This window comes from Burkholderia vietnamiensis LMG 10929, from assembly GCF_000959445.1.
GTDB classification, from domain to species: domain Bacteria; phylum Pseudomonadota; class Gammaproteobacteria; order Burkholderiales; family Burkholderiaceae; genus Burkholderia; species Burkholderia vietnamiensis.
This window is the reverse complement of sequence record NZ_CP009630.1, coordinates 103192-128851: the sequence shown is the minus strand read 5'-3', so window position 1 is coordinate 128851 and position 25660 is coordinate 103192. Positions and strand designations below refer to the sequence as shown.

Annotated in this window: 23 protein-coding genes; 12 read left to right on the top strand and 11 right to left on the bottom strand. The window is 67.7% G+C overall.

Annotated elements, in window-relative coordinates; translation table 11 throughout:
* Positions 1 to 34 precede the first annotated feature (34 nt).
* Together AK36_RS01045 and AK36_RS01040 are read right to left on the bottom strand one after the other, a co-directional pair.
* Positions 35 to 1579: a methyl-accepting chemotaxis protein gene (locus tag AK36_RS01045; RefSeq protein WP_045578381.1), complete on the bottom strand. Its 1545-nt coding sequence runs from the start codon at positions 1577 to 1579 to the stop codon at positions 35 to 37.
* 399 nt (positions 1580 to 1978) lie between these two features.
* Positions 1979 to 3523, bottom strand: coding sequence for a methyl-accepting chemotaxis protein (locus tag AK36_RS01040; protein WP_045577659.1), 1545 nt, complete (start codon positions 3521 to 3523; stop codon positions 1979 to 1981).
* A 374-nt stretch (positions 3524 to 3897) separates the two neighbouring features.
* Between AK36_RS01040 and AK36_RS01035 the strand changes: the two genes are divergently transcribed.
* Positions 3898 to 4377 carry a 2-thiouracil desulfurase family protein gene (locus AK36_RS01035; RefSeq protein ID WP_045578380.1) on the top strand — a complete coding sequence of 160 codons (480 nt, stop codon included), beginning with the start codon at positions 3898 to 3900 and terminating at the stop codon, positions 4375 to 4377.
* 89 nt (positions 4378 to 4466) lie between these two features.
* Here AK36_RS01035 and pcaF read toward each other — a convergent pair whose 3' ends face one another.
* Positions 4467 to 5669 (bottom strand): 3-oxoadipyl-CoA thiolase, encoded by a 1203-nt coding sequence (pcaF, locus tag AK36_RS01030; RefSeq protein WP_014724098.1) that lies wholly within the window; start codon positions 5667 to 5669, stop codon positions 4467 to 4469.
* 227 nt (positions 5670 to 5896) lie between these two features.
* Between pcaF and AK36_RS01025 the strand changes: the two genes are divergently transcribed.
* Positions 5897 to 6685 (top strand): IclR family transcriptional regulator, encoded by a 789-nt coding sequence (locus AK36_RS01025; protein WP_014724100.1) that lies wholly within the window; start codon positions 5897 to 5899, stop codon positions 6683 to 6685.
* A 96-nt stretch (positions 6686 to 6781) separates the two neighbouring features.
* Here AK36_RS01025 and AK36_RS01020 read toward each other — a convergent pair whose 3' ends face one another.
* Positions 6782 to 8113, bottom strand: coding sequence for an MFS transporter (locus AK36_RS01020; RefSeq protein WP_045577658.1), 1332 nt, complete (start codon positions 8111 to 8113; stop codon positions 6782 to 6784).
* Between the two features lie 55 nt (positions 8114 to 8168).
* Complete coding sequence (locus AK36_RS01015) at positions 8169 to 9359, bottom strand: M20 aminoacylase family protein (RefSeq protein WP_014724102.1); 1191 nt, start codon at positions 9357 to 9359, stop codon at positions 8169 to 8171.
* A 263-nt stretch (positions 9360 to 9622) separates the two neighbouring features.
* Here AK36_RS01015 and AK36_RS01010 point away from each other — a divergent pair, with 263 nt between their 5' ends.
* Entirely contained in the window at positions 9623 to 10201 is a 579-nt protein-coding gene (locus AK36_RS01010; RefSeq protein ID WP_045577657.1) for a peroxidase-related enzyme, read from the top strand.
* 114 nt (positions 10202 to 10315) lie between these two features.
* On the opposite strand, the gene AK36_RS01005 is transcribed toward AK36_RS01010, so the two are convergent.
* Positions 10316 to 11191 carry an SDR family NAD(P)-dependent oxidoreductase gene (locus tag AK36_RS01005; RefSeq protein ID WP_034193363.1) on the bottom strand — a complete coding sequence of 292 codons (876 nt, stop codon included), beginning with the start codon at positions 11189 to 11191 and terminating at the stop codon, positions 10316 to 10318.
* Positions 11192 to 11398: 207 nt separating this feature from the next.
* Positions 11399 to 11977 (bottom strand): TetR/AcrR family transcriptional regulator, encoded by a 579-nt coding sequence (locus AK36_RS01000; RefSeq protein WP_045577656.1) that lies wholly within the window; start codon positions 11975 to 11977, stop codon positions 11399 to 11401.
* Between the two features lie 204 nt (positions 11978 to 12181).
* Here AK36_RS01000 and zwf point away from each other — a divergent pair, with 204 nt between their 5' ends.
* Positions 12182 to 13657 (top strand): glucose-6-phosphate dehydrogenase, encoded by a 1476-nt coding sequence (gene zwf / locus AK36_RS00995; protein WP_011880949.1) that lies wholly within the window; start codon positions 12182 to 12184, stop codon positions 13655 to 13657.
* Positions 13658 to 13700: 43 nt separating this feature from the next.
* Here the strand turns inward: zwf and AK36_RS00990 are convergent, their stop codons facing one another.
* The gene (locus AK36_RS00990) at positions 13701 to 14648 is read right to left on the bottom strand and encodes a LysR family transcriptional regulator (protein ID WP_045577655.1); all 948 of its coding nucleotides are present in this window, start codon (positions 14646 to 14648) and stop codon (positions 13701 to 13703) included.
* Between the two features lie 101 nt (positions 14649 to 14749).
* Between AK36_RS00990 and AK36_RS00985 the strand changes: the two genes are divergently transcribed.
* The 5 genes from AK36_RS00985 (at position 14750) to AK36_RS00965 (ending at position 19374) form a co-directional block, all read left to right on the top strand.
* Positions 14750 to 15952, top strand: coding sequence for an MFS transporter (locus tag AK36_RS00985; RefSeq protein WP_045577654.1), 1203 nt, complete (start codon positions 14750 to 14752; stop codon positions 15950 to 15952).
* A 30-nt stretch (positions 15953 to 15982) separates the two neighbouring features.
* Positions 15983 to 16306: a MoaF-related domain-containing protein gene (locus AK36_RS00980; RefSeq protein ID WP_034193367.1), complete on the top strand. Its 324-nt coding sequence runs from the start codon at positions 15983 to 15985 to the stop codon at positions 16304 to 16306.
* A gap of 15 nt (positions 16307 to 16321) precedes the next feature.
* Positions 16322 to 17266 (top strand): TIGR03571 family LLM class oxidoreductase, encoded by a 945-nt coding sequence (locus tag AK36_RS00975; protein ID WP_034193368.1) that lies wholly within the window; start codon positions 16322 to 16324, stop codon positions 17264 to 17266.
* A 121-nt stretch (positions 17267 to 17387) separates the two neighbouring features.
* On the top strand, positions 17388 to 18194 hold the full coding sequence (gene dkgB, locus AK36_RS00970) for a 2,5-didehydrogluconate reductase DkgB (RefSeq protein ID WP_045577653.1): 807 nt from the start codon (positions 17388 to 17390) through the stop codon (positions 18192 to 18194).
* A gap of 64 nt (positions 18195 to 18258) precedes the next feature.
* On the top strand, positions 18259 to 19374 hold the full coding sequence (locus AK36_RS00965) for an alkene reductase (RefSeq protein ID WP_011880955.1): 1116 nt from the start codon (positions 18259 to 18261) through the stop codon (positions 19372 to 19374).
* Positions 19375 to 19411: 37 nt separating this feature from the next.
* Here AK36_RS00965 and AK36_RS00960 read toward each other — a convergent pair whose 3' ends face one another.
* Entirely contained in the window at positions 19412 to 20077 is a 666-nt protein-coding gene (locus AK36_RS00960) for an O-methyltransferase (RefSeq protein WP_011880956.1), read from the bottom strand.
* Between the two features lie 92 nt (positions 20078 to 20169).
* Between AK36_RS00960 and AK36_RS00955 the strand changes: the two genes are divergently transcribed.
* The 3 genes from AK36_RS00955 to AK36_RS00945 all read left to right on the top strand — a co-directional run bounded on the left by AK36_RS00955 (position 20170) and on the right by AK36_RS00945 (position 23401).
* Complete coding sequence (locus tag AK36_RS00955) at positions 20170 to 20820, top strand: TetR/AcrR family transcriptional regulator (RefSeq protein WP_080938583.1); 651 nt, start codon at positions 20170 to 20172, stop codon at positions 20818 to 20820.
* 402 nt (positions 20821 to 21222) lie between these two features.
* Positions 21223 to 22611: an NCS2 family permease gene (locus AK36_RS00950; RefSeq protein ID WP_045577651.1), complete on the top strand. Its 1389-nt coding sequence runs from the start codon at positions 21223 to 21225 to the stop codon at positions 22609 to 22611.
* Between the two features lie 196 nt (positions 22612 to 22807).
* The gene (locus AK36_RS00945; RefSeq protein ID WP_011880959.1) at positions 22808 to 23401 is read left to right on the top strand and encodes a hypothetical protein; all 594 of its coding nucleotides are present in this window, start codon (positions 22808 to 22810) and stop codon (positions 23399 to 23401) included.
* Between the two features lie 132 nt (positions 23402 to 23533).
* On the opposite strand, the gene AK36_RS00940 is transcribed toward AK36_RS00945, so the two are convergent.
* Both AK36_RS00940 and AK36_RS00935 read right to left on the bottom strand, forming a co-directional pair.
* The gene (locus tag AK36_RS00940; protein WP_045578379.1) at positions 23534 to 24184 is read right to left on the bottom strand and encodes an ABC transporter ATP-binding protein; all 651 of its coding nucleotides are present in this window, start codon (positions 24182 to 24184) and stop codon (positions 23534 to 23536) included.
* Between the two features lie 11 nt (positions 24185 to 24195).
* Entirely contained in the window at positions 24196 to 25398 is a 1203-nt protein-coding gene (locus tag AK36_RS00935) for a hypothetical protein (RefSeq protein ID WP_045577650.1), read from the bottom strand.
* Positions 25399 to 25660 lie beyond the last annotated feature (262 nt).

Sequence of the window (25660 nt, the reverse complement as noted above, 5' to 3'; positions counted from 1 at the left end):
TGCCCGCGTCACCTCCTCGTGCGCGCCTGCGCGCTCAACGAAACACGTTCACCGCATCCACCAGCCGCGTCGCCTGCTGCTTCAGGCTCTCCGACGCCGCCGCGCTCTGCTCCACCAGCGCCGCGTTCTGCTGCGTGATGTTGTCCAGATGCACGACCGCCTGATCGACCTGCGCGACGCCCGTGCTTTGCTCGGCCGTCGACGAGCTGATCTCCGCGATCAGGTCCGACACGCGTTTGACCTGCGCGACGATGTCCTCCATCGTCTTGCCCGCGCCGTCGACGATGCGCGAGCCCGACTCCACCCGCTCGACGCTCGCGCCGATCAGCGCCTTGATCTCCTTCGCCGCGTTCGCGCTGCGCTGCGCAAGCGCGCGCACCTCGCCCGCGACGACCGCGAAGCCGCGGCCCTGATCGCCGGCACGCGCCGCTTCGACGGCCGCGTTCAGCGCGAGGATGTTGGTCTGGAACGCGATCCCGTCGATCACGCCGATGATGTCGGCGATCTTGTGCGAACTCGCGGTGATGTCGTTCATCGTCGCGACCACTTCGTTGACCGCCTGCCCGCCGCGCATGGCCGCCTCGCTCGCCGACACCGACAGCTGGTTGGCCTGCAGCGCCGTCTCCGCGTTGCTCGACACGGTGGCCGTCATCTCGGCCATCGACGCGGCCGTCTGCTGGACGCTGGTCGACGCCTGTTCGGTGCGCGCGCTCAAGTCGTTGTTGCCCTGCGCGATCTCGTTGCTCGCGCGCTGCACGTTGTGCACCTGCTCGCTGACGTCGTCCACCAGCCAGCGGAACATCAGCCCGAGCTGGTTGATCGTGCGCAGCGTCATGCCGATCTCGTCGACGCGGTTCATCGCCACGCCGCTACGGCTCTCGCCGGTCGCCACCCGCAGCGCCTGGTCGCGCAACTGGATCAGTGGACGCGCGATCTGCGCGTCGAGCCACAGCCCGGCGATCAGCGACGCGCCGGCCGTCACCGCCGCAAACCCGGCCAGCGCGCCGCCGCCGAGGCCGCACGCCCAGCCGGCGCCGACCACGACGGGCGCCAGCACGCCGAGCGTCGCATGCAGCCGCGCGCGCACCGACATCGTCTGGAACAGCGACGCGACGCGCATCAGCCCGGTGCGCACGACCAGGCCCTTATGGAAGCGGCGACTGCCGGCGTTGCCTTCGCGGAACGCGCGGTACAGCGCATCGGCAGCCGCGATCTCGTCGCGCGACGCCTTCGTGCGCACCGACATGTAGCCGGTCGGCTGGCCGTTGCGCATCACCGGCACCGTATTCGAACGCACCCAGTAGTGATCGCCGTTCTTGCGGCGGTTCTTCACGAGCGCCGTCCACGGCTCGCCGTTCTTCAGCGTCGCCCACATGTCGGCGAATGCCTCCTTCGGCATGTCCGGATGGCGCACGACGTTGTGCGGCTGACCTTCGATTTCTTCCGGAGAAAATCCGCTGACCTGAATGAACGCCGCGTTCGCGTACTGGATGTAGCTGTTGGCGTCGGTGGTCGACATCAGCGTCGCGTCATCGGGAAACTCGAATTCGCGTTGCGTGACAGGCTGGTTATTGCGCATGGTATGAGGTTCCTGGTGGCGGATCTTGCGTCCGCTCGTGAATAGGATCGAGGCCGGATGCAGCGCGCTCGCGCCGCATTCGGTCAATCAGACTCCTGCGCTTTCGGCAAATCTGGCGAAAACCTTATGCCGACCAAGGGTAAATTCGCATTAATTCCGCTTCACGCGCCTTTGCCGAATCCTTGATTCATACGTAAATCGAAAAATTCGTCAGGCAAATCGTTCGGAGCCCAATCATCCGATTATTCGATAATCGCCGGTCACGCGAATCGACGAATCGATTCGATCTCCAGAATGCGAATCTCTCTCATTTTTCGCACTGGATCGAATCGCATGACCGCGGCCGCAGCGGGCCGGCGGCCATACGATGCACATGCACCGGCAAGCGCGCCTGCGCGATCAGCGGAACACGTTCACCGCGTCGACCAGCCGCGTCGCCTGCTGCTTCAGGCTCTCCGACGCCGCCGCGCTCTGCTCCACCAGCGCCGCGTTCTGCTGCGTGATGTTGTCCAGATGCACGACCGCCTGATCGACCTGCGCGACGCCCGTGCTCTGCTCGGCCGTCGACGAGCTGATCTCCGCGATCAGATCCGACACGCGTTTGACCTGCGCGACGATGTCTTCCATCGTCTTGCCCGCGCCGTCTACGATGCGCGAGCCCGACTCGACGCGCTCGACGCTCGCGCCGATCAGCGTCTTGATTTCCTTCGCCGCGTTCGCGCTGCGCTGTGCGAGCGCCCGCACCTCGCCCGCCACCACCGCGAAGCCGCGCCCCTGCTCGCCGGCGCGCGCCGCTTCGACGGCCGCGTTCAGCGCGAGGATGTTGGTCTGGAACGCGATCCCGTCGATCACGCCGATGATGTCGGCGATCTTGCGCGAACTCGCGGTAATGTCGTTCATCGTCATGACGACTTCGCTGACCGCTTGCCCGCCGCGCTCGGCCGCCTCGCTCGCCGACACCGACAGCTGGTTCGCCTGCAGCGCCGTCTCCGCGTTGCTCGACACGGTGGCCGTCATCTCGGCCATCGACGCGGCGGTCTCCTGCACGCTCGACGCGGCCTGCTCGGTGCGTGCGCTCAAGTCGTTGTTGCCTTGCGCGATCTCGTTGCTCGCGCGCTGTACGTTGTGGACCTGCTCGCTGACGTCGTCGACCAGCCAGCGGAACATCAGCCCCAACTGGTTGATCGTGCGCAGCGTCATGCCGATCTCGTCGACGCGGTTCATCGCCACGCCGCGGCGGCTTGCGCCGGTCGCGACGTTCAGCGCCTGATCGTGCAGCCGCTTCAGCGGCTGCACGATCTGCGCATCGAGCCACAGCCCGGCGGCCACCGACGCGCCGGCCGTCACGGCCGCAAGCGCCGCCAGCGCGCCGCCACCGAGCCCGCACGCCCAGCCCGTGCCGATCACGACCGGCGCCAGCACGGCCAACGCCGAGTGAACGCGCGCGCGCACCGACATCGTTTGCGGCAGCGAGACGATGCGCATCAGCCCGGTGCGCACGATCAGCCCCTTATGGAAACGGCGGCTGCCGGCCTTGCCTTCGCGGAATGCGCGATACAGCGCCTCGGTGCCCGCGATCTCGTCGCGCGGCGCCTTCGTGCGCACCGACATGTAGCCGTGCGGCGCGCCGTTGCGCATCACCGGCACCGCGTTCGCGCGCACCCAATAGTGGTCGCCGTTGTTGCGGCGATTCTTGACGAGCGCGGTCCACGGCTCGCCGTTCTTCAGCGTCGCCCACATGTCGGCGAACGCTTCCTTCGGCATATCGGGGTGGCGCACGATGTTGTGCGGCTGGCCGACGAGTTCGTCGGTGGAGAAACCGCTCACATACGCAAACGTTGTGTTCGCATATGTGATGATGCTGTCGGCATCGGTCGTCGACATCAGCGTGACGTCGTCGGGGAAATCGAATTCTTGTTGGGTGACGGGCTGGTTGTTGCGCATGGAGGGCTCCGAAGAGCGGGTCCGGGTTGGGGGCCCGCGCGGGCGCGGAATCGCGCTCAGTAGCCGGAAAACGGTTGATCGCTTTACGACGGTATCGTCCCCTGCTGACGGCAACTAGCGGCAAAACCTTAGGCCTGATCGACACAAAATATCGAATTCGACGCTAAATATGATTTCAATCAAACAATCTGGAAATAACCGGCGCCGAGGCGATGCCTAAACGGTGTGCACGCAGCGCCGTCAATGCAGCGATCCCATCGACCGTTGCAAACCGCAAAACGATGCGGACGTGCGCGCAGCGCTCGACGCGAACCTGGAGAACGACCGTGCAGCACACGGAGCAACAAGCGGCCACGCCGAAGATCCTCGTCAGCATGTGCCTGCTCGGGCATCCCGTCCGCTACGACGGGACGGCGAAGCGCAGCGCGCATGACGCGCTCGCGCGCTGGCAGCGCGACGGGCGGCTGGTGCTCGTCTGCCCGGAGCTCGCCGGCGGGCTGGGCGTGCCGCGGCCGCCCGCCGAGATCGCCAGCGGCGCATCGGGCCAGCGCGTGCTCGCCGGCGCCGCACGGATCGTCGACGTGCACGGGACCGATCTGACCGCGCAGTTCGTCTGCGGCGCACAAGCCGCGCTCGCGCTGGCCCGCGCGCACGATTGCCGCTTCGCGCTGCTCGCGGACGGCAGTCCGTCGTGCGGCAGCCGCTTCATTCATGACGGGAATTTTGCGGGGCGTCGGCATCCGGGCGCCGGCGTGACGGCGGCCTTGCTGCGCGAGCATGGCATCGAGGTATTCGCGGACACCGAGATCGACGCGCTCGCCGCGCGCATCGCGCAGCATTCGCCGGCCGAATGACGATGTGGCCGGCACGCGCGCGTCGTGCCGGCCACATCGTCGAGGAAAGGCTACGCGCGCGGCGGGCCGCGCCGCGCCGCATTGCGCGCTTAGACGCGCTCGATCGCGATCGCGATGCCCTGGCCGACGCCGATGCACATCGTGCACAGCGCGAAGCGGCCGTTGGTGCGATGCAGCTGGTACATCGCGGTCGTCACGAGGCGCGCGCCCGATGCGCCGAGCGGATGGCCGAGCGCGATCGCGCCGCCGTTCGGATTCACGCGCGGATCGTCGTCGGCGACGCCGAGCATGCGCAGCACCGCGAGCCCCTGCGACGCGAACGCCTCGTTCAGCTCGATCACGTCGAACTGGCCGATCGTCATCCCGAGCCGCGCGAGCAGCTTCTGCGTGGCGGGCGCCGGGCCGATGCCCATCACGCGCGGCGCCACGCCGGCCGTCGCGATGCCGAGCACGCGGGCGCGCGGCGTCAGCCCGAAGCGCTTCGCGCTCGCTTCGTTGGCGAGCAACAGCGCGGCCGCGCCGTCGTTGACGCCCGACGCGTTGCCGGCCGTCACCGAGCCGTCGGGACGCACGACGCCCTTCAGCTTGGCGAGCACGTCGAGCGACGTTTCGCGCGGATGCTCGTCGCGCGAAAACACGACCGGATCGCCCTTCTTCTGCGGAATCGTCACCGGGACGATTTCCGCGGCGAGCGTGCCGTCCTGCTGCGCACGCGCGGCCTTCTGCTGGCTGCGCAGCGCGAACAGATCCTGGTCGGCGCGGCTGACGTTGTAATCGACCGCGACGTTCTCGGCCGTCTCCGGCATCGAATCGACACCGTGCAGCTGCTTCATCAGCGGATTGACGAAGCGCCAGCCGATCGTCGTGTCGTAGATGTCGGCCTGGCGCGCGAACGCGCTGGCGGCCTTGCCCATCACGAACGGCGCGCGCGTCATGCTTTCGACGCCGCCCGCCACCATCAGCGCGGCCTCGCCCGACTTGATCGCGCGCGCGGCCACGCCGACCGCGTCCATGCCCGATCCGCACAGCCGGTTGATCGTCGAACCGGGCACGCCGTCGGGCAGGCCGGCCAGCAGCGCCGACATGCGCGCGACGTTGCGGTTGTCCTCGCCGGCCTGGTTCGCGCAGCCGTAGATCACGTCGTCGAGCGCCGTCCAGTCGACGTCGCGGTTGCGCTCGACGAGCGCCTTCAGCGGCACCGCGCCGAGGTCGTCGGCACGCACGCCCGACAGCGCGCCGCCGTAACGGCCGATCGGGGTACGGATCGCATCACACAAAAAAGCTTCGGTCATCGGTGTCTCCGGTCTCATGCAACGCTGGGAAATAACTGCAACGCGCCCCTTGCCTTGCCCGCCGGGATGCGCTTAAATGTTCTTTATACGAACATAAGATCGTGTATCGAACGATTTCCGCATCATAGGGAGTGCGGGGATGCGCTGTCAAGCGCGCGCGCCGCGGTGCGGTTGGCGTGCCGGGCCCCATGCGCTATCTTCTCGGCTGCACGACAATCCGACCGTTCATGACCACCGAAGACATCCAGACGAAACCCGGCGACTCCTATGTGCAGTCGTTTGCGCGCGGCCTCGCGGTGATCCGCGCCTTCGATGCGCAGCGCCCCGAGCAGACGCTCACCGAGGTCGCGGCGGCCGCCGGGCTCACGCGCGCGGGCGCGCGCCGCATCCTGCTGACGCTGCAGACGCTCGGTTACGTCGAGGCCGACGGCCGGCTGTTCCGGCTCACGCCGAAGATCCTCGAGCTAGGCTTCGCGTACCTGACGTCGATGCCGTTCTGGAATCTCGCCGATCCGGTGATGGAGCAGTTGTCCGCACAGATCCACGAGAGCTGCTCGGCAGCGGTGCTCGATCGCACCGAGATCGTCTACGTGCTGCGCGTGCCGACCCACAAGATCATGACCATCAACCTGTCGATCGGCAGCCGCCTGCCCGCGTACTGCACGTCGATGGGCCGCGTGCTGTTGTCCGCGCTCGACGATGCGACGCTCGACGACACGCTCGCGCAGAGCAACATTCGCGCGCACACGCCGCGCACGCTCACCGACCTCGGCGAGCTGAAGGCCGCGATCGCGCAGGTGCGCCAGCAGGGCTGGGCCGTGGTCGACCAGGAGCTCGAGGTCGGGCTGATGTCGATTTCCGCGCCGATCCGCAACCGCCGCGGGCAGGTGATCGCCGCGATGAACATCAGCGGCAACGCGCAGCGGCATACCGCGAAGCAGATGGTGAAGGAGTTTCTGGGGCCGCTGCAGCAGGCGGCGCAGACGGTGTCGGAACTCGTCGCGAGGCGCGGTTAGACGCAATGCGCGCACCTCACGCGCGATGCCGTCCGAACCGAAGACCATCGCACGACATGGCGCGACATCGCGCGGCCCGAGCGGCCGCGCGCCGCCTCAGTCCATCGACTCGCGCGCGGTTTCGCGCAGCATCGCGACCGCGATCAGCGACAGCACCACACAAGCGGCCACATAGCCGGCCGGCGCGAGCTTGCTGCCGGTCGTCTTCACGAGCCAGGTCGCGACCAGTTGCGCGGTGCCGCCGAAAATCGTCACCGCCATCGCATACGCGATCGAAATGCCGGTCGCACGCACATGGCGCGGCAGCGATTCGCACATCAGCGCCATTTCCGATGCCGAGCCCAGCGAATAGAACAGCAGCATCAGCGCGGTCAGCGGCAGGATCACCGACAGCGTCGGATGGTGGTTCATCAGCCAGAACGCGGGGAACAGCTGCAGCACCAGCACGCCGCGCCCGACGAAGATCGGCATGCGCCGGCTGCCGAGGCGGTCCGACAGCCAACCGAACAGCGGGCACGTGACGAGCATCACGCAGCCCGACGCGACGCCGACGAACATCGACAGCTTCATCGGCACGCCGAGCGTATGGATCGCATAGGTCGGCATGTAGAAGGTCAGGATGTAGGTCGACACCGTGCCGCCCATCACCGTCAGCATCAGCAGCAGCACCGTGCGCGCGTGCTTCGAGAACAGCTCGCGCAGCACGCCGCGCTCGATCGCGTGGTGGTGGTCGCCCGGCGCGTCGTCGGCGAGGCGGCGGCGCAGGTACATCCCCACCGGCGCGATCAGCAAGCCGGCGAAGAACGGCAGACGCCAGCCCCAGCCTTCGAGCGCGTCCTTCGTCAGCGTGTTCGACAGCAGCGCCGCGAAGCCCGAGCCCATCAGCGCCGCGCCGCCTTGCGTCGCGAGCTGCCAGCTGGCGCGAAACGCGCGGCGCGACGTGCCGCCGTGCTCGATCAGCGTCGACGTCGCCGCGCCGAACTCGCCGCCCTGCGAGAAGCCCTGCATCAGCCGCGCGACGACGATCAGCAGCGGCGCGGCGACGCCGGCCTGCGCGTAGGTGGGCGCGATCGCGATCAGGCCGGTGCCGAGCGCCATCAGCATGATCGTCAGGTTCAGTGCGGCCTTGCGGCCCTTGCGGTCCGCATAGACGCCGAGCACGACGCTGCCCAGCGGCCGCGTGAAGAAGCCGGCGGCAAACGTCGCGACCGACAGCAGCAGCGACGTGGTCGGATCGCTCGACGGGAAGAACAGCCTGCCGATCAGCACCGCGAAGAAGCCGTACACGGTGAAGTCGAAGAATTCGAGCCAGTTGCCGATCACCGCCGCCGCGATCGCGCCGCGCTGCGTGACGGCCGGTGCATCGTGCGTGTGGACCGCGGCGGCGCCGGCCGCTCCGGCGTGCAGCGCGAGAGGATCTTTCTGCATCGTTCAATCTCCTGACAATGCGGCCGAAAGCGCCGCGCGGCCACCGCGGCCGGGATCACTGCGCGAGGTAACGCTCGACGAGGCGCGTCCAGAAGGCCGCGCCGATCGGCAGGTTGCGATCGTTGAAGTCGTACTTCGGGTTGTGCACCATGCAGCCGTCTTCGCCTTCGCCGTTGCCGAGCCGCACGAACGAGCCCGGCCGCTGCTGCAGCATGAACGCGAAGTCCTCGCTGCCCATCAGCAGGTCGGCCTGCTCGACGACGTGCGCGTCGCCGACCAGCTCGCGCGCGACCTGCGCCGCGAAGTCCGTTTCGGCGTCCGTATTGACGACGACCGGATAGCCTTCGATGTACTCGACGTCGGCCGTCGCGCCGTAGCTCGCCGCCTGCGTCTCGGCCAGCTCGACGATGCGGCGCTTGAGCAGCGCGCGCACGTCGGGGCTAAACGAACGCACGCTGAGCTCGAGCCGCGCGCCGCTCGGAATCACGTTGTTGGCGGTGCCCGCGTGCATCGAGCCGACCGTGACGACCGCCGGCTGCGACGGATCGACGTTGCGCGCGACGATCGTCTGCAGCGCCATCACGATGCTCGCCGCGACCACCACCGGGTCGACCGTCAGATGCGGGCGCGCCGCATGGCCGCCGACGCCCTCGATCTTGATGATCGCCTTGTCGCCGGCCGACATGAACGGGCCGCGCCGCGTGAGGAACACGCCGGGCGCCGCGCCCGGATGGTTGTGCATGCCGAACACCGCATCGCACGGAAAGCGCTCGAACAGGCCGTCGTCGATCATCTTCTTCGCGCCGCTGTCGACGCCGTGCTCCTCCGCCGGCTGGAAATACAGATGCACCGTGCCGCGGAAGTTGCGCGTCTTCGCGAGCTGCTGCGCGGCGCCGAGCAGCATCGTCGTGTGGCCGTCATGGCCGCATGCGTGCATCTTGCCGTGCGTGCCGCTCGCATACGGCAGGCCGGTGGCCTCGACGATCGGCAGCGCGTCCATGTCCGCGCGGATGCCGATGCTGCGCGCGCCGTCGCCGACGCGCAGCGTGCCGACCACACCCGTCCCGCCGACGCCGCGCGTCACTTGCCAGCCCCACTGCTCGAGCTTGTGCGCGACCAGCGCGGCCGTCTCGTGCTCCTCGTAAGCAAGCTCGGGATGATGGTGGATGTGATGGCGGATCTCGCGCAGCGCGGCGGCTGCGGGCATCAGGTCGTCGATTTCGGTGAAGCGGACATCGGTGGTCATCAAGCGGGCTCCTGCTGAGCGTCTGCGTGTCAGCCCGCACGCGGCGAGCGGCATGCGGGAAAGCGAGCCACTATAACGAGCCGATATCGGTTCAATAAGATGCGGAATTTTTCACCCCGATAAAGTTTATTAATCAGGGTAAACACGACTCTCGACGGCCGACACGTGCACGCCGTTGACGCCGCGGCCGAACGGTTTATCGTTCACGTTCCGGCCGGCGGCACGCGCAGCGCGCCCGACCGCGCCACTATCAAGGAGACCCCATGACCGCTGCCGACCACGCGCCCATCAGCCGCTTCCCCGTGCCCGCGCTCGACGATCTGCCCGACGACATTCGCGCACGCATCGCCGCCGTTCAGGAGAAGTCGGGCTTCATCCCGAACGTGTTCGTCACGCTCGCGCATCGCCCGGACGAATTTCGCGCGTTCTTCGCGTACCACGACGCACTGATGGACAAGCCCGGCAATCTCAGCAAGGCCGAACGGGAGATGATCGTCGTCGCGACCAGCAGCGCGAACCAGTGCCAGTATTGCGTGATCGCGCACGGCGCGATCCTGCGCATCCGCGCGAAGGATCCGCTGATCGCCGATCAGGTCGCGACGAACTACCGCAAGGCCGACATCACCGCGCGGCAGAAGGCGATGCTCGACTTCGCGATGAAGGTTTCGCAGGCCGCGCATGAAGTGGGCGAAGCGGACTTCGACACGCTGAAGTCGCACGGCTTCAGCGACGACGACGCGTGGGACATCGCGGCGATCGCCGCGTTCTTCGGCATGTCGAACCGCCTCGCGAACGTGACCAACATGCGCCCGAACGCGCAGTTCTACGCGCTCGGGCGTTGACGGCGCGGGCCGTCGCGGGCGCAGCCTGCCTCGTGCTGCCGCGCCGTTCGCCGCATGCGCCGGCCGGCAGCGGCGCAGCCGCAGAACGCGCGGCCGAAACCCGCGCTTGCCCGCCTACCCGACCTGCTTCAACGTGTGCAGCCCCTCTGGCAGCTTCGCGTCGGGGAACATCGTCGACAACGTCGTATCGCGCCACCGCGCCGCCTCCTGTGCGCGCTGCGTTTCGGCCTGCTCGCAGACGAACAGCGCGTCGGCGCCGAGCAGCAGGCGCAACGGCACGTCGTCGCGGCGCGACAACTCGACGATCAGCGCCGCGATCCGGGCCGGGTCGCCGACTTCGCGGCCGCCATACGAGCCCAGCATGTCCAGCATTTTCCCGACCGACGGCTGATAGTCGGGCAGCAGCGCGTCGACTTCGCGCTTCGCCTGCGCGGCCCACTCGGTTCGCATCCCGCCCGGCTCCAGCGTGCACACGCGCACGCCGAACGGCGCAACTTCCTTCGCGAGCACATCGCTGAACCCGCCGACCGCCCACTTGGCGGCCTGATACGCCGAGAGGCCCGGCGTGGCCGTCCGCCCGCCCACCGACGACACCTGGAAAATGTGGCCCGAGCGCTGCGCGCGCATCGTCGGCAGCACCGCGCGCGTGAGGTTGATCACGCCGAACAGGTTCGTGTCGATCTGGTCGCGGAACCGCTCGGCGCTCATCTGCTCGAACGGCGCCGTATGGCCGTAGCCCGCGTTGTTCACCAGCACGTCGATACGACCGAACGCGTCGCGCGCGACAGCGGCCGCATGCGCGGCCGCGGCTTCGTCCGTCACGTCGAGCTCGACCGTTCGCAAGCGGTCGCCGTAACGTTCCGCCAAATCGGCAAGCCGCGCGGGATCGCGCGCCCCGGCCACCAATCGATCGCCCGCCGCCAGCACCGCGCCCGCGATCGAGCGCCCCAGGCCGCGCGCGGCCCCCGTCACAATCCAGACCTTCGACATATTCGACTCCCGTCCAACGTTGAACCGCTCACAATGAATGATTACTCACTCATTAATATCGACGCTACATCGGGCGCTTGCATCCTGTGTCACGCTGCTTGAGCCCGTGTTCGTCCCTGCGGCGGCGTCCGGTCCGAACCGAACCGGCCGCGCCGTATTGCTTCACCCGCACGTTGCGCACGCCGATCCGGCGCGCCGCGCGACCGCTCACACCGCGTGCAATACCGCCCAGAGCGCGCGAAACCCGGCCTCCCGGTACGCATCGGCCGCGGCCGGCTCGCGCGCGATCGACTCCATCGCCGTCTCGGCGATGGCCGTAAACAACGACGCGCGAAACGCATGCGCATGCTCGGCCTGCAAGTCACCCGACGCGGCGGCGTGCTCGTGCAACAGCGCATGCACCGCGCCGAAGCCTTCGGCGCCTGCCGCACGATGAGCGTCGTCGATACGCCCGCTCACGATCAACTGCTGCAGCGCGCGCCGCCCGTCCGGGTTCGCGACGCCCCACGACACATAGCCGTTCCAGGCATGGCGCATCGCCTGCTCGGCCGATGCCTGCTCCGGAAAGCCGGTCATCATCGCGTCGCGCATGCCGGCCTTCAGGTCGAGATACAGCGCGTTCAGCAATGCATCCTTGCTGTCGAAATAGGTGAACACCGTGCCTTCCGCGACGCCGGCGAGCCGGGCGATGCGCGCCGTCGTCGCACTCGCGCCGTCCTCCGAGAGCGCGCGCGCCGCGGCGGCAAGGATGGCCTCCTGTTTGTCGGGACTGCGGGGACGGGCCACGTTCGGATCCTTTAATGAGTGAGCGCTCAATCATAATCAAGACGACGAATGAAACGCAAGCGCTGTTACAAGCGCGCCCACTGCAGACATCCCGCAGCAAAAACGTGCACTATTAGCGTTTCCACGTATCGGCGTGCCAACCCACCGGCGCCGGTGCTTCGATGTCCGTTCCAACGCTCACCCGTTTCAGACCGCGAATCCTCCATGACGAACAAGCCCAACCAGACCGAAGCCGAGCAGCCCGTCGACATGATCATCTTCGGCGGCGGCGGCGACCTGGCCGCCCGCAAACTGCTGCCCGCGCTCTACATGGCGCATCTGCACTGCAACCTGCCGCCGGACACGCGCATCATCGCGGTCGGCCGCCGCGACTGGGGCATCGACGGCTACCGCCAGTTCATGGACGAGCAGTCGCGCCCGTTCATCGACGCGAAGGCGTTCGACGCCGATGCCTGGGCGCGTTTCCTGGACCTCTTCAAGTACGTGCTGATCGACGTGAACGCGCCGCAGGACTACGCGCGGCTCGGCGAAGCGGCGCGTAGCGACGCGATCCGCGTGTTCTACCTGTCGACGTCGCCGGAGCTGTTCACGACGATCTGCGACAACCTGTCGGCCGCGCATCTGGTCGATGCGCGCTCGCGCGTCGTCCTCGAAAAGCCGCTCGGCCACGACCTCGCATCGGCGCAGGCGATCAACGATGCGGTCGGCAAGCATTTCGCGGAATCGCAGATCTACCGGATCGACCATTACCTCGGCAAGGAGACGGTGCAGAACCTGATGGTGCTGCGCTTCGGCAATCCGATCTTCGGGCCGCTGTGGCAGGCGCCGAGCATCCGCAGCGTGCAGATCACGGTCGCGGAAACGGTCGGCGTGGGCAGCCGCGCGGGCTTCTACGACCACACCGGCGCGCTGCGCGACATGGTGCAGAACCACCTGCTGCAGCTGCTGTGCATCGTCGCGATGGAGCCGCCCGTGTCGCTCGACCCGGACGCGGTGCGCGACGAGAAGCTCAAGGTGCTGCGCTCACTGCGGCCGATGGCGCTGTCGGACGTCGCGCGCGACACGGTGCGCGGCCAGTACACGGCCGGCGCCGTCGACGGCCAGCCGGTCAAGGGCTATCTCGAGGAAGACAACGTGCCGGCCGACAGCCACGCCGAGACGTTCGTGGCGCTGCGCGCGTACGTCAACAACTGGCGCTGGGCGAACGTGCCGTTCTTCCTGCGCACCGGCAAGCGGCTGCAGCGCCGCCAGTCGGAGATCGTGATCGAATTCGCGGACATGCCGTTCTCGATCATCCCGAGCGGCCCGCGCCATTACAGCAACCGCCTCGTGATCCAGCTGCAGCCGGAGGAATCGATCCAGCTGCAGATGCTCGCGAAGGAACCGGGCAGCGGGATGAAGATGGTGCCCGTGAGCCTGAACCTCGACCTGCAACAGGCGATTCCGGAACGGCGCGCGGAAGCATACGAGCGGCTGCTGATCGACGTGATCCGCGGCCGCCTCACGCACTTCATGCGCCGCGACGAGCTCGAAGCCGCGTGGTCGTGGGTCGAGCCCATCCTCGACGGCTGGAAGCAGCTCGGCGACCGCCCGCGCCTCTATACGGCCGGCACGTTCGGGCCGGCCGCGTCGTCGGCGCTGCTCGCGCGCGACAACATGTCGTGGTCCGAAGAGGCGTAAGCGGCCCGCCGGCAGGCCCGCCGCGCACGCGCGCGGCGCGCCGTCACAGCGGCCCCATCCAGGCGGCCTTGCGCCGCGCGGGCGCTTCGCTGCCGGTGCCGCTGCCGCCGCGCAGCGCATCGATCAGGTAATCGACGAACGACGCGATCCGCGACGAAATCGCGGTGTTGCGGTAATACACCGCGTTGATCGGCTGGTCGACGTCGAGCGTGTGGCGCGTCAGCACCTGCACGAGCCGCCCGGCCTCGCGATCCTGCGCGGTCATGAAGTCCGACAGGCAGACGATGCCCGCGCCGTCGAGCGCGAGCTGTCGCAGCGTCTCGCCGCTCGACGACCAGATCGCCGGCTCGATGCGGGCCGGCTCGCCGTCCTCGCCGAGGATCGGCCACACGTTCAGCGATTCCGGCTGCGTGAAGCCGAGCAGCGTGTGCTTGCGCAGCTCGTCGGCCTTGCGCGGCTGCCCATGCGCGTCGAGGTACGCGGGGCTCGCGAGCATCCGCAGCCGGCTGTTGCCGATGCGCCGGCTGTGCAGCGTCGAATCCTTGAGCCGGCCGATCCGGATCGCGACGTCGGTGCGCCGCTCGAGCAGGTCGATGATCCCCTCGTTGCTGTTCAACTCCAGTTCGACCTTCGGAAAGCGTTCGCGGTAGCCGCGCACGAGCGGCACGATCACGTGCAGCATGAACGGCGTCGCCGCGTCGACGCGTAAGCGCCCCGACGGCATCTCGCGCCGCGCGAGCATCTGCTCCTCGGCATTCTCGACGGACTCGATGATCGCGCGCGCGTCCTGCAGGAACGCCCGCCCTTCCTCGGTGAGTTCGAGCCGGCGCGTGGTCCGGCGCAGCAGCGTGGTCTTGAGCTTCTCCTCGAGCCGCGCGAGCGTACGGCTCGCGGCCGACACGGTCAGGTCGAGCCGCTGCGCGGCAGCGGTGATCGAGCCGGTATCGACCACGGCAGCAAAGGCCTGGAGTTCGTCGAGCGTGATCTTCATTATTGATCTCAAATCAAAACAATTTGGTTTATAGACGAGTTTTTCCGCAAAAGTAAAGCCGGCACACTGCGATCCGTCCTCACCGGAACCAGGATCCCGTCATGCCACTCGCCCTACTTGCGCTGACCATCAGCGCGTTTGCCATCGGCACCACCGAGTTCGTGATCGTCGGGCTGATCCCGACCATCGGCGCCGATCTCGGCGTCAGCCTGCCGTCGGCCGGCCTGCTCGTCAGCCTCTATGCCTTGAGCGTCGCGATCGGCGCGCCGCTGCTCACCGCGCTCACCGCCCGCGTGCCGCGCAAGACGCTGCTCGCCGCGCTGATGGCGCTGTTCACGATCGGCAATCTCGTCGCGTGGCAGGCGCCCGGCTACGAATCGCTGATCGTCGCGCGCATCCTCACCGGCCTCGCGCACGGCGTGTTCTTCTCGGTCGGCTCGATCATCGCGACCACGCTGGTGCCGAAGGAGAAGGCCGCCAGCGCGATCGCGACGATGTTCAGCGGGATGACCGTCGCGTTCGTCGCGGGCATTCCGCTCGGCACCTTCATCGGCCAGCACTTCGGCTGGCGCGCGACGTTCCTGATCGTCGCGCTGTTCGGCGTCGTCGCGTTCGCGGGCGCGGTGACGTTCGTACCGCGCGGCCTGCCGCAGACGGCGCCCGCGCCGCTCGCCCGCCAGTTCCGCGTGCTCGCGCAGCCGCGCCTGCTGCTCGTCTATGCGATGACGGCGGTCGGCTACGGCGGTTCGCTGATCGCATTCACCTACATGGCGCCGCTGCTCGAACGGATCGCCGGCTTCACGCCGTCGCAGATCAGCCTCGTGCTGGTCGGCTACGGCGTGTCGGTCGCGTTCGGCAACGTGTGGGGCGGCAAGCTCGCCGACCGCGTCGGCCCCGTCGGCGCGCTCAAGCGGATCTTCCTGCTGCTCGCCGTCGTGCTGCTCGCGCTGACCTTCACCGTGCACGTGAAATGGCTCGCGGTGCTGACGATGCTCGCGTGGGGCGCGGTCGCGTTCGGCAACGTGCCGGGCCTGCAGGTGTACGTCGTCAAGCAGGCGCGCCACTTCGCGCCGGACGCCACCGACGTCGCCTCGGGCTTCAACATCGCCGCGTTCAACCTCGGCGTCGCGGGCGGCTCGTCGCTCGGCGGGCTGATCGTCGCGAACGTGGGCCTCGGCCATACGCCGTGGATCGCCGCGCTGGTCACGCTCGGCGCGTTCGCGCTGACCGCGCTCAGCGGCCGCCTCGACCGCAGCGCCGGGCTGCCGGAACGCACGGCCGAACCCGTCGAACTCGCCCATTGAACGTCACCCTTTTTGCAGGAGCGACCCAGCATGAATGCATCGACCCGACGGCCGCCGTTCGCCGGCAAGACGTTCGAAGTCCGTTACGACGGCCTGACCGCCCTCAACGCCTATGACGAAGACGGCCGCCACATGCGCTACGCGATCACCGAAGGCCCGTACGCGGGTGCGACGGGCGAAGTCGAATACACGTGGCAGCCCGTCGCCGCCGACACCTGCGCGATCGCGTGGCAGGAAGCCGATCGCGCGACCGTCGTGCACATCGACGATTTCGCGGCCGGCACGTCGCGCACGTTCTTCACCGCGGCGTCGCTCGATTTCCACCGGCTCGACGGCAGCCTGCGCGCGGTCTGAACGGAGACGTCCATCATGTCCACGTCACTTCAAGCGCTCGCCGCCGGCTGCTTCAGCATCGGCATCGAGCTGCCGCTCGACAACGACTGGTCGCCGGCCGGCGACGCGAAGCGCCAGCACGACGGCCGCCGCCCCGGCGTGCCGGATCTGGCCAGGCACGCGGAACTCGCGCGACTGGCCGACACGCTCGGCTTCCGCGCGCTCTGGGTGCGCGACGTGCCGGTGTACGACCCGTCGTTCGGCGATGCCGCGCAGGTGTTCGAGGCGTTCTCGTATCTCGGCTACCTCGCGGGCATCACGCGCGACATCCTGCTCGGCACGGCGGCCGTCGTGCTGCCGCTGCGCGAGCCGCTGCTGACGCTCAAATCGGCCGCGACGATCGACGCGCTGAGCGGCGGCCGCCTGCTGCTCGGCGTCGCGAGCGGCGACCGGCCGGTCGAATATCCTCTGTTCGGCCGCGATTTCGCGTCGCGCGGCGCGAATTTCCGTGCGCAGATCGCGTTGCTGCGCGACGGCGCGCGCGGCCACCTGCCGCCGGGGCTCGAGGTCCTGCCGCACGTCGCCGCGCCGCTGCCGCTGCTCGTCGCGGGCCTCGCGCAGCAGACGCCCGCGTGGATCGGCGAACACCTGGACGGCTGCCTCGCGTATCCCGGCACGCCGGACGATCACCGGCAGCGCGCCGCGAACTGGCGCGCGGTGGCCGGCAACAAGCCGTACGTGAGCTTCATCCACCTCGATCTCGCCGAGGACCCGCACGAACCGCTGCAGCGCCACCGCTTCGGCGCGCGCGCCGGGCGCATCGCGCTGGCCGAGGAACTCGCGGCGATGCGCGACGCGGGCGTGCAGCACATCGGGCTGCACTTCCGGCGCAATCGCCGGCCGCTCGACGAGACGATGTCCGAGATCGCGACGCACGTGCTGCCCGCGTTCCATGCGCCCGCAACGACCCGCGCCGCATAGCGCCGCACGATCCTTGATCTGAAATCAAATATTTTTGACCTCTGACGGCGTTTATCTCATCAGTTGCACCCGCCAGAATGACCCCATACCGCAACCGTTCCACCTCTTCCAGGAGCACACGATGAGCAAGATTCCCGCCTTCGGCCTCGGCACGTTCCGCCTGCAGGGCCAGGTCGTCATCGACTCGGTCCGCAACGGCCTCGAGCTCGGCTATCGCGCGATCGACACCGCGCAGATCTACGGCAACGAAGCGGAAGTCGGCGCGGCGATCGCGGCATCGGGCGTGCGTCGCGAAGACCTGTTCGTCACGACCAAGATCTGGGTCGACAACTACGCGCCGGACAAGCTCGCGGCGAGCCTCGAGGACAGCCTGCGCAAGCTGCGCACCGACTACGTCGACCTGACGCTGATCCACTGGCCGGCGCCCGACAACGGCGTGTCGGTCGACGCGTTCATGACCGCGCTGGCCGACGCGAAGTCGAAGGGCCTCACGCGCGAGATCGGCGTGTCGAACTTCAACATCGCGCTGACGAAGGAAGCGATCGCGGCCGTCGGCAGCGACGCGATCGCGACGAACCAGATCGAGCTGAGCCCGTATCTGCAGAACCGCAAGCTCGTCGAGTTTCTGCAGAGCGAACGCATCCACGTGACGTCGTACATGACGCTCGCCTACGGCAAGGTGCTCGGCGACCCGGTGCTCGACGCGATCGCGCGACGCCACCGCGCGACGCCGGCGCAGGTCGCGCTCGCGTGGGCGCTGCAGCTCGGCTACTCCGTCATTCCGTCGTCGACCAAGCTCGAGCATCTCGCGAGCAACCTGCTCGCGCAGACGCTGCGCCTGACCGACGAAGACCTCGCGCAGATCGCCACGCTCGAACGCAACGGCCGCGAAGTGGATCCGGCCGGCCTCGCCCCGCAGTGGGACTGAGCGCGCCCATCCGACGATCGACCCATGCGCGGCCAGCCGGCCGCGGCACTCAAAGGACACCAGCATGAACCACGACCCGCTGTTCCAACCGCTGCAATTCGGCGCGCTGACGCTGCCGAACCGTATCGTGATGCCGCCGATGACGCGCTCGCGCGCGACCCAGCCCGGCGACGAAGCGAACGAACTGATGGCCGAGTATTACGCGCAACGCGCGAGCGCCGGCCTGATCGTCAGCGAAGGCACCTACATCGCGCCGCTCGGCAAGGGCTACGCGTGGACGCCCGGCATTCATACGCGCTCGCAGGTCGCCGGCTGGCGCAAGGTGACCGACGCCGTGCACGCGGCGCAAGGCCGCATCTTCGCGCAGCTGTGGCACGTCGGCCGCCTGAGCCACACGAGCCTGCACGGCGGCGCGCAGCCGGTGTCGTCGTCGCCGATCCAGGCGAAAGGCGTGAACGTGTTCATCGCCGGCGACGACGGCAGCACGCCGGGCTTCGTGCAGGCGTCCGAGCCGCGCGCGCTGACGGTCGCCGAGATCGGCGAGATCGTCGCGCAATACCGCGCCGCCGCGCGCAACGCGATGGAAGCCGGCTTCGACGGCGTCGAGCTGCACGGCGCGAACGGCTATCTCGTGAACCAGTTCATCGACTCGAACGCGAACACGCGCACCGACGCATACGGCGGCTCGCTGGAGAACCGTCTGCGCTTCCTGCGCGAGGTCGCGCAGGCGCTGATCGAAGGCACCGGCGACGCGTCGCGCGTCGGCATCCGCCTCGCGCCGCTGACCACGCTGAACGGTTGCGTCGACGACGATCCCGAAACGACCTACCTCGCGGCCGCGACGCTGCTCGGCGAACTGGGCGTCGGCTATCTGCACATCGCCGAAGCCGACTGGGACGACGCGCCGCTGATGCCGCCGGCATTCAAGCAGAAGCTGCGCGCAGCGTTCGGCGGCGTGCTGATCTATGCGGGCAAGTACACCGCCGAGCGCGCACGCGAAGCGATCGCCGCCGGCTGGGCCGACCTCATCGCCTTCGGCCGCCCGTTCGTCGCGAACCCCGACCTGCCCGAACGCCTGCGCAGCGGCGCCGCGCTCGCGCCGCACGATCGCAACACGCTGTTCGGCGGCGGCGCCAAGGGCCTCACCGACTACCCGGCGCTCGCGCAGGCTTGCGCGTGAACGTGAAAGTGAGCGCCCGCGCGATGGCGCGCCGATGTCAGACGAGCCGCATCGACAGCTCGACGTCGGCGCCGAACGGCACCGACAGGTAGCCGTTCGCCGGCGCGCGCACGTAGTCGAGGTAGTCGGGGCTGTGCTCGGCGTTGTCGGCGACGATGAATGCGCCGCGCCGCAGCCGCGGCTCGACGCGCGCGAGTATCTCCGGATACAGCGCCTTCGCGCCGTCGAGCAGCAGCAGGTCGACGGTGGCCGGCAGGTCGGTCGCGAGCGTCTGCAGCGCATCGCCTGCGCGGATCTCGACCAGATCCGCGAGCCCGGCCGCCGCGAGGTTCGCGCTCGCGCGCGCCACCTTCGACGCCTCGAATTCGCTCGTGATCACGCGGCCGCCGCCGTTGTCGCGCAGCGCGGCCGCCAGATGCAGCGTCGAGATGCCGAACGACGTGCCGAACTCGACGATCGAGCGCGCGCCGCAACCGCGCGCGAGCATGTACAGCAGCGTGCCCGTCTCGCGCGACACCGCGAGCGGATAGTCCTTCAGACCTGCATAGAAATCGGCGTAATCGGTCTTGCTGCGCATCAGCCGCGCCAGCTCGTCGCGCGACACGCCGGCGAACGCCGGGTCCGACGCGGGCGACGACGCGTCGGCTTCGTCGAACAGGCGCGCGAGCAGCGATGCGAGCGGATCTTGAATCAGGGTGGTCATGCAAATCTCCGGGTCGGGTTGAGCGCGTCAGGGCGCCCGACTAGAATATGACGAACTATTCACGTTTTACTATTCGCATTCCCGGAGCCGCCATGACCGACCGCCCCACCACCCGGATCGCCTCACGCAGACTGCCTCGGCAGGCCCGCTCGACCCAACTCGTCGACGCCGTGCTGCAGGCCGCTGTTCAGGTTCTGGCGGCCGAAGGCGCGCAGCGCTTCACGATGGCGCGCGTCGCCGAGCGGGCCGGCGTGAGCGTCGGCTCGCTGTATCAGTACTTCCCGAACAAGGCCGCCGTGCTGTTCCGCCTGCAGCACGACGAATGGCGGCAAACCTCCGGCATGCTGTGCGCGATGCTGCAGGACGGCGCGAAGACGCCGCTCGAGCGCCTGCGCACTGCCGTCCATGCGTTCGTGCGCTCGGAGTGCGACGAGGCGCCGATGCGCACCGCACTCGACGACGCCGCGCCGCTCTATCGCGATGCGCCCGAGGCGCGCGAACTGAAAGCCGAAAGCGAGCGCGTGTTCGGCGCGTTCATGCGCGAAGCGCTGCCGGACGTGCCGGACGCCGCGCGCACGCTCGCGGGCGACCTGATCGTGACCACGCTCACGGCGGGCGGCAAGGCGTTTTCCGAGACCGAACGCAGCGCGGCCGAGATCGACGCGTACTCGAACGCGATGGCCGACATGTTCTGCGCATATCTCGAGCATCTGGTCCGTGGCACGCATCCCGCGCGCGACTGAGGCAGCGCGGCCGCGCTGCGCTGCCGCTGCAGTGCCACTGCCGCCCATCCCGCCTACGAATAGTCGCCTTAACGGATTCGAACTAGGCGTATACGCGCGTTCCGCGTCGACGAAGCCCCGCGGCACGCGGATATAAGCGCGCCGACATGCGCTGCATGCCGTTCCTCCAATGGGACGCGCCGGGCCGTTCGCCTAACCTTCGCTACGGCAAAGCACGCGGGCCGGGTCCACCTCGCCGCGCGTGGTGCGACGCGACGCACGCGCGCCGGTTGGCGCGCGGCCGGCGACACCCGCCGCGCATCATGCGTGCGCACGACGATGCCGATCATTCCAACCAGATTCGAGACACCCTGACGACGGTCCGCCGCGGCCGTTTCAGCATGCTGATAAAGGAGCAAGCTCATGAGTGATACCCCGGTGCAGCCGACGGTCGGCGTCGGCGCGGAAGAAACGGACTTCGGCACCAAGGGAGTCATCGACCGGTACTTCGACATCTCGTCGCGCGGCAGCACGCAGCGCCGCGAAATCGTCGCGGGCGTGACCACGTTCCTCGCGATGGTCTATTCGGTGTTCGTCGTGCCCGGCATGTTGGGCAAGGCCGGTTTCGACACGAGCGCCGTGTTCGTCGCGGTCTGCCTGACCACGGCGTTCGGCTCGCTGCTGATGGGCCTGTGGGCGAAGCTGCCGATCGCCATCGGCTGCGCGATCTCGCTGACCGCATTCACAGCGTTCGGCCTCGTGCTCGGCAAGGGCCTGCACCCGAGCGTCGCGCTCGGCGCCGTGTTCGTGATGGGCGTCGTGTTCACCGGCATCTCGGTCACCGGCGTGCGCTCGTGGATCCTGCGCAATCTGCCCGCGGGCGTCGCGCACGGCACCGGGATCGGCATCGGCCTGTTCCTGCTGCTGATCGCGTCGAACGACGTCGGCCTCGTCGTGAAGAATCCGGGCGCGGGGCTGCCGGTGTCGCTCGGCCAGATCACCGCGTTCCCGGCGATCATGTCGATCGTCGGGCTCGCCGCGATCTTCGGGCTCGAGAAGCGGCGCGTGCCGGGCGGCATCCTGCTCGTGGTGGTGGCCGTGTCGGCGATTGGCCTCGCGTTCGATCCCGCGGTGAAGTACCGCGGCATCTTCGCGCTGCCGTCGCTCAGTGCGCCGGGCCACGCGTCGCTGATCGGCGCGATGGACATCAAGGGCGCGCTGTCGATGGCCGTGCTGCCGAGCGTGCTGGCGCTCGTGATGACCGCCGTGTTCGACGCGACGGGCACGATTCGCGCGGTGGCGGGACAAGCTGGCCAGCTCGATGCGCACGGCCGCATCGTCAACGGCGGCCGCGCGCTGACCGCCGATTCGGTCAGCTCGATCTTCTCCGGCTTCCTCGGCGGCGCACCGGCGGCGGCCTACATCGAGTCGAGCGTCGGCGTGGCCGCCGGCGCGAAGACGGGCCTCGCGGCAGCGGTGGTCGGCGTGCTGTTCCTCGTCGTGATGTTCTTCTCGCCGCTCGCGGCGCTCGTGCCGTCGTATGCGACGGCGCCCGCGCTGATGTACGTCGGCCTGCTGATGCTCGGCAGCGTGAGCAAGCTGCACATGGACGACGTCGTCGACGCGATGTCGGGCCTCGTGTGCGCCGTCTTCATCGTGCTGACCGCGAACATCGTGACGGGCATCATGCTCGGCTTTTCGACGCTCGTGATCGGCCGCGTCGCGAGCGGCGAATGGCGCAAGCTGAACGTCGGCACCGTGCTGATCGCGGCCGTGCTCGTGACGTTCTATCTCGGCGGCTGGGCGATCTGAAGCCGGTGCGCAGCGGGACGGGAATGTTTGCGTTCACGCTCACCGGCGAGCGCTCTGCAGGCCCGGAAGCGGATGTTTCCAGGCTTTTTTGCCCGTACGGGCGTGGTGCTTCGCAGATGCGGCGAGCGCGTGCTGGCGCGTCGAATCACGATTGCGCACGCGGTGCTACGATCGCGCTTTGTGTTCCGGAACCGTCATGAATCCGTTCGGTATCGTCTCCGAATCAGATACGCGGACCGCGCCGCGCAAGCCGCCGTTCATCCCGTCGTTCGGCTTCGTCGAAACGCACGAATCGCAGCCGATCGACGCGCCGTCGGCTCGCATCATCGATGCCGTCGCCGCGCTCGACATGCGCGCCGATCCGGTGATCGATGCGCTGCTCGCCGTGCGCGAAGCGCCGGCGGCCGTCGCTCGTTTGGTGGGCCGCCGCAGCGGCGGCGCTGCGCGTGAACGCTTCGGCTTCGATACGTTCACGCTGCTGCATCGCGACGATACGTCGCTGTCGCTTGGCCTCGTCGGCCGCTTCTGGCGTCCGACGCCCGACGTCCGGCCAATCGACGACGCCGCGGCGTTCGTGCGGCACGCCGATCCGCACGACGCGAAGCTGGTGCTCCGGTTCGAAGTCGTCGGGCTGCCGAGCGGCGCGCGGTTCTTGCGCACGGAAACCTTCGTTCATTGCCCGAGCAAGCGCACGCGCGCGCTGTTCGTGCCGTACTGGCTCGCGATCCGGCTCGCGAGCGGCTGGATTCGGCGGCGGACGCTCGCGGCTGTGGAGCTTGCGGTGGGGTGAGGTGGATAGATAGCGTTGGATCAAGGGGGGCGGTTGGGCCGCCACCCGTCATCGGCAGGCTGCTTCTGCTTCTCTCACTCCGGTTGCCCAGCGGAAACGAACCATAGGCACCGAAACCATCGGGTATTGAGATTACTGACTGAACGGCTGAACCGGCGCGCTATCCGACCTACCGAGATCGGCAAAATTGAGCGTCCTGGCACCGCAGCCTTCTACCAGCTTGAGATCGTGGCTCGAAAAGAACACGACCCGATCTTTCGCCAGCATGCGGAACAAGTCCATCAGGACACCGCGCGCAGCGGCGTCGAGTCCGTCGCCAGGTTCGTCCGCCACTACGACTGAGGATTCCCCGAGCGTGATGGCGCTCAAATAAATCTTCTTGCGGGTGCCGAGTGACATCTGTTCAAAACGCTTTTCCAGGTGCGGCGCCAACCCGAAGCGATGTGCCAGATCGAGAGTGTCGCGACCGACTACCGTCCTTTTGGTCGAGGCGACGAATTCGAGAAACTCGCGTCCAGTCTGGAACGGATACGCCATGCAGTCGTCCGGCACGTATGCTAGTGAAGACTTTGCCTTGAGCGGCTCGTCACGTAGTGAATGACCATTGATCCACACGTTACCTTCGTCGGCATCGATGGTCCCGGCGAGGATGCCAAGCAGCGTCGACTTGCCGCTGCCGTTCTCATCACAAAGCGCCACGCACCCTGCCCCGGTCACGTGGTGCAGCCCTTGGAATACGACGTACTCACCATAGCGCTTGCTGATGTTTTCGATTCGAAGCATTGTGAAGTCCATCAGATGAAGATTTGCCATGCGGCGACGATCCAGCTCACGGCGAGTGTTACGCCGAGCAAAACGGATTCTCTCGGAGCATAGCGTTGTGGCAAGCGCAGCAGCGCAAGCAGAGGCGCGCCTGCCGATACGATCGCAACGGCGACGTGGACCGACAGGGCTCCGTGCGCTACCAGAAGCACCGGCGCGACGGCGGCAAATGGCAGTGCGAGCATGACGACCGTCAGTACATCCGCACGAACCTGCACCATCGAGCCTAGCGGGAGCGATCGCACAAAATGGGCCGCCCGAACGTGACTCGCACGCAAATCGCGATAGGTCGTTGACGCGATCAGCGCGATCACGGCCTGTGCGATCAGCGTCAACGGCACGGCGCGCGTGTCGAAACCCCAAAGGTCAACCATGTAACAGGTAGAAGCGGCGACCGCGCCCATGACTGCGCAGCGGCTGACGGTCTCTGCGAAGTGACGCCCTAGAATACCGAGCTGCAGGTTGACGAAAACCGGAAGCCGATGTGCCGTATTTGCGGACATGCGACCGACTACTCGACGCCACGTCGGACCAAACTGCCTCGCACGCGGAGAGGATGCCGCAGGCGCATGGGCCAACGCGAACGCAGCAAGAATCAGCGACGCTGCTAGCAGTATCGTCCGCACGGCGTTATCCGTCTGCAGCGCGCCGATCAAAACGAGATTGGCAACCACCAACGGAATTCCGTTACTGATATTGCGCGACAACGCGGCCAATTGCCATCCAAGCGTAATCATCGTCAGAGCGATAACGTACAGATAGTTCGAGGCCTTATCCGGCAAATAAGCGAACGCGATCGCTGCGGAAATGACGGGGAACAGCAGCGGCGTACTGGCAATCAGCACGACGGCTGCATCGAGGGCACGGCGATGCCGATCAGAAACAGGCAACGATTTGACGAAGACGGCAAACGGGCCGCCGCTAATGGCCGTACGTTGGATTAGCACCCAAAGCATGCCGATGGCTTCGAGCATATGCACCCAGACGAACCGCCATTCGAAGCCATGCTCCGGGGCCAAAGGTGCGAGTACCGGCGCCCCCAGGAGGCGGGACTGTGCGAATACGGGCATTGTGGGCAGCAGCAGCAGGACAGTAAGGGATAGCGCCTGCCAGTGCCTATGCAGCACCCGGGCCGTCGCCAGTACGTACCAACGCAATCGCCACGAAAGCATCATTCTTATTCCCGTAATGCGCCACGCGGCCCCGCATGATCGAAGCGGTATCCTGCCATGTCGGCCGGCACGGCACAACTCGTACGCCACTGCCGCGCAGGCTGGATGAGCGTCGGGCAACTGTGTCGAAGGAAGCATATGGGGCGTTTGTCGGAATAGCGCATATAGGTTGGATCCGCAGCCACTTTGAGCATTCACCGATGTCCGCGCGGGTGTCGCGGATGAGAGCGGATAACGCCCTATACCGGGCTGTTAAACTGGCCGG

Bases quoted from the DNA above. Each gene is read 5' to 3' on its own strand.
- AK36_RS00985 (WP_045577654.1), top strand. From the start codon at position 14,750: ATGCCACTCGCCCTACTTGCGCTGACCATCAGCGCGTTTGCCATCGGC.
- AK36_RS00950 (WP_045577651.1), top strand. From the start codon at position 21,223: ATGAGTGATACCCCGGTGCAGCCGACGGTCGGCGTCGGCGCGGAAGAA.
- AK36_RS00990 (WP_045577655.1), bottom strand. From the start codon at position 14,648: ATGAAGATCACGCTCGACGAACTCCAGGCCTTTGCTGCCGTGGTCGAT.
- AK36_RS01025 (WP_014724100.1), top strand. From the start codon at position 5,897: ATGACCACCGAAGACATCCAGACGAAACCCGGCGACTCCTATGTGCAG.
- AK36_RS01020 (WP_045577658.1), bottom strand. From the start codon at position 8,113: ATGCAGAAAGATCCTCTCGCGCTGCACGCCGGAGCGGCCGGCGCCGCC.
- zwf (WP_011880949.1), top strand. From the start codon at position 12,182: ATGACGAACAAGCCCAACCAGACCGAAGCCGAGCAGCCCGTCGACATG.
- AK36_RS01040 (WP_045577659.1), bottom strand. From the start codon at position 3,523: ATGCGCAACAACCAGCCCGTCACCCAACAAGAATTCGATTTCCCCGAC.
- AK36_RS01010 (WP_045577657.1), top strand. From the start codon at position 9,623: ATGACCGCTGCCGACCACGCGCCCATCAGCCGCTTCCCCGTGCCCGCG.
- AK36_RS01005 (WP_034193363.1), bottom strand. From the start codon at position 11,191: ATGTCGAAGGTCTGGATTGTGACGGGGGCCGCGCGCGGCCTGGGGCGC.
- AK36_RS00980 (WP_034193367.1), top strand. From the start codon at position 15,983: ATGAATGCATCGACCCGACGGCCGCCGTTCGCCGGCAAGACGTTCGAA.
- AK36_RS01015 (WP_014724102.1), bottom strand. From the start codon at position 9,359: ATGACCACCGATGTCCGCTTCACCGAAATCGACGACCTGATGCCCGCA.
- AK36_RS00935 (WP_045577650.1), bottom strand. From the start codon at position 25,398: ATGATGCTTTCGTGGCGATTGCGTTGGTACGTACTGGCGACGGCCCGG.
- AK36_RS00975 (WP_034193368.1), top strand. From the start codon at position 16,322: ATGTCCACGTCACTTCAAGCGCTCGCCGCCGGCTGCTTCAGCATCGGC.
- pcaF (WP_014724098.1), bottom strand. From the start codon at position 5,669: ATGACCGAAGCTTTTTTGTGTGATGCGATCCGTACCCCGATCGGCCGT.
- dkgB (WP_045577653.1), top strand. From the start codon at position 17,388: ATGAGCAAGATTCCCGCCTTCGGCCTCGGCACGTTCCGCCTGCAGGGC.
- AK36_RS00945 (WP_011880959.1), top strand. From the start codon at position 22,808: ATGAATCCGTTCGGTATCGTCTCCGAATCAGATACGCGGACCGCGCCG.
- AK36_RS01035 (WP_045578380.1), top strand. From the start codon at position 3,898: ATGTGCCTGCTCGGGCATCCCGTCCGCTACGACGGGACGGCGAAGCGC.
- AK36_RS00960 (WP_011880956.1), bottom strand. From the start codon at position 20,077: ATGACCACCCTGATTCAAGATCCGCTCGCATCGCTGCTCGCGCGCCTG.
- AK36_RS01045 (WP_045578381.1), bottom strand. From the start codon at position 1,579: ATGCGCAATAACCAGCCTGTCACGCAACGCGAATTCGAGTTTCCCGAT.
- AK36_RS00965 (WP_011880955.1), top strand. From the start codon at position 18,259: ATGAACCACGACCCGCTGTTCCAACCGCTGCAATTCGGCGCGCTGACG.
- AK36_RS00940 (WP_045578379.1), bottom strand. From the start codon at position 24,184: ATGCTTCGAATCGAAAACATCAGCAAGCGCTATGGTGAGTACGTCGTA.
- AK36_RS00955 (WP_080938583.1), top strand. From the start codon at position 20,170: ATGACCGACCGCCCCACCACCCGGATCGCCTCACGCAGACTGCCTCGG.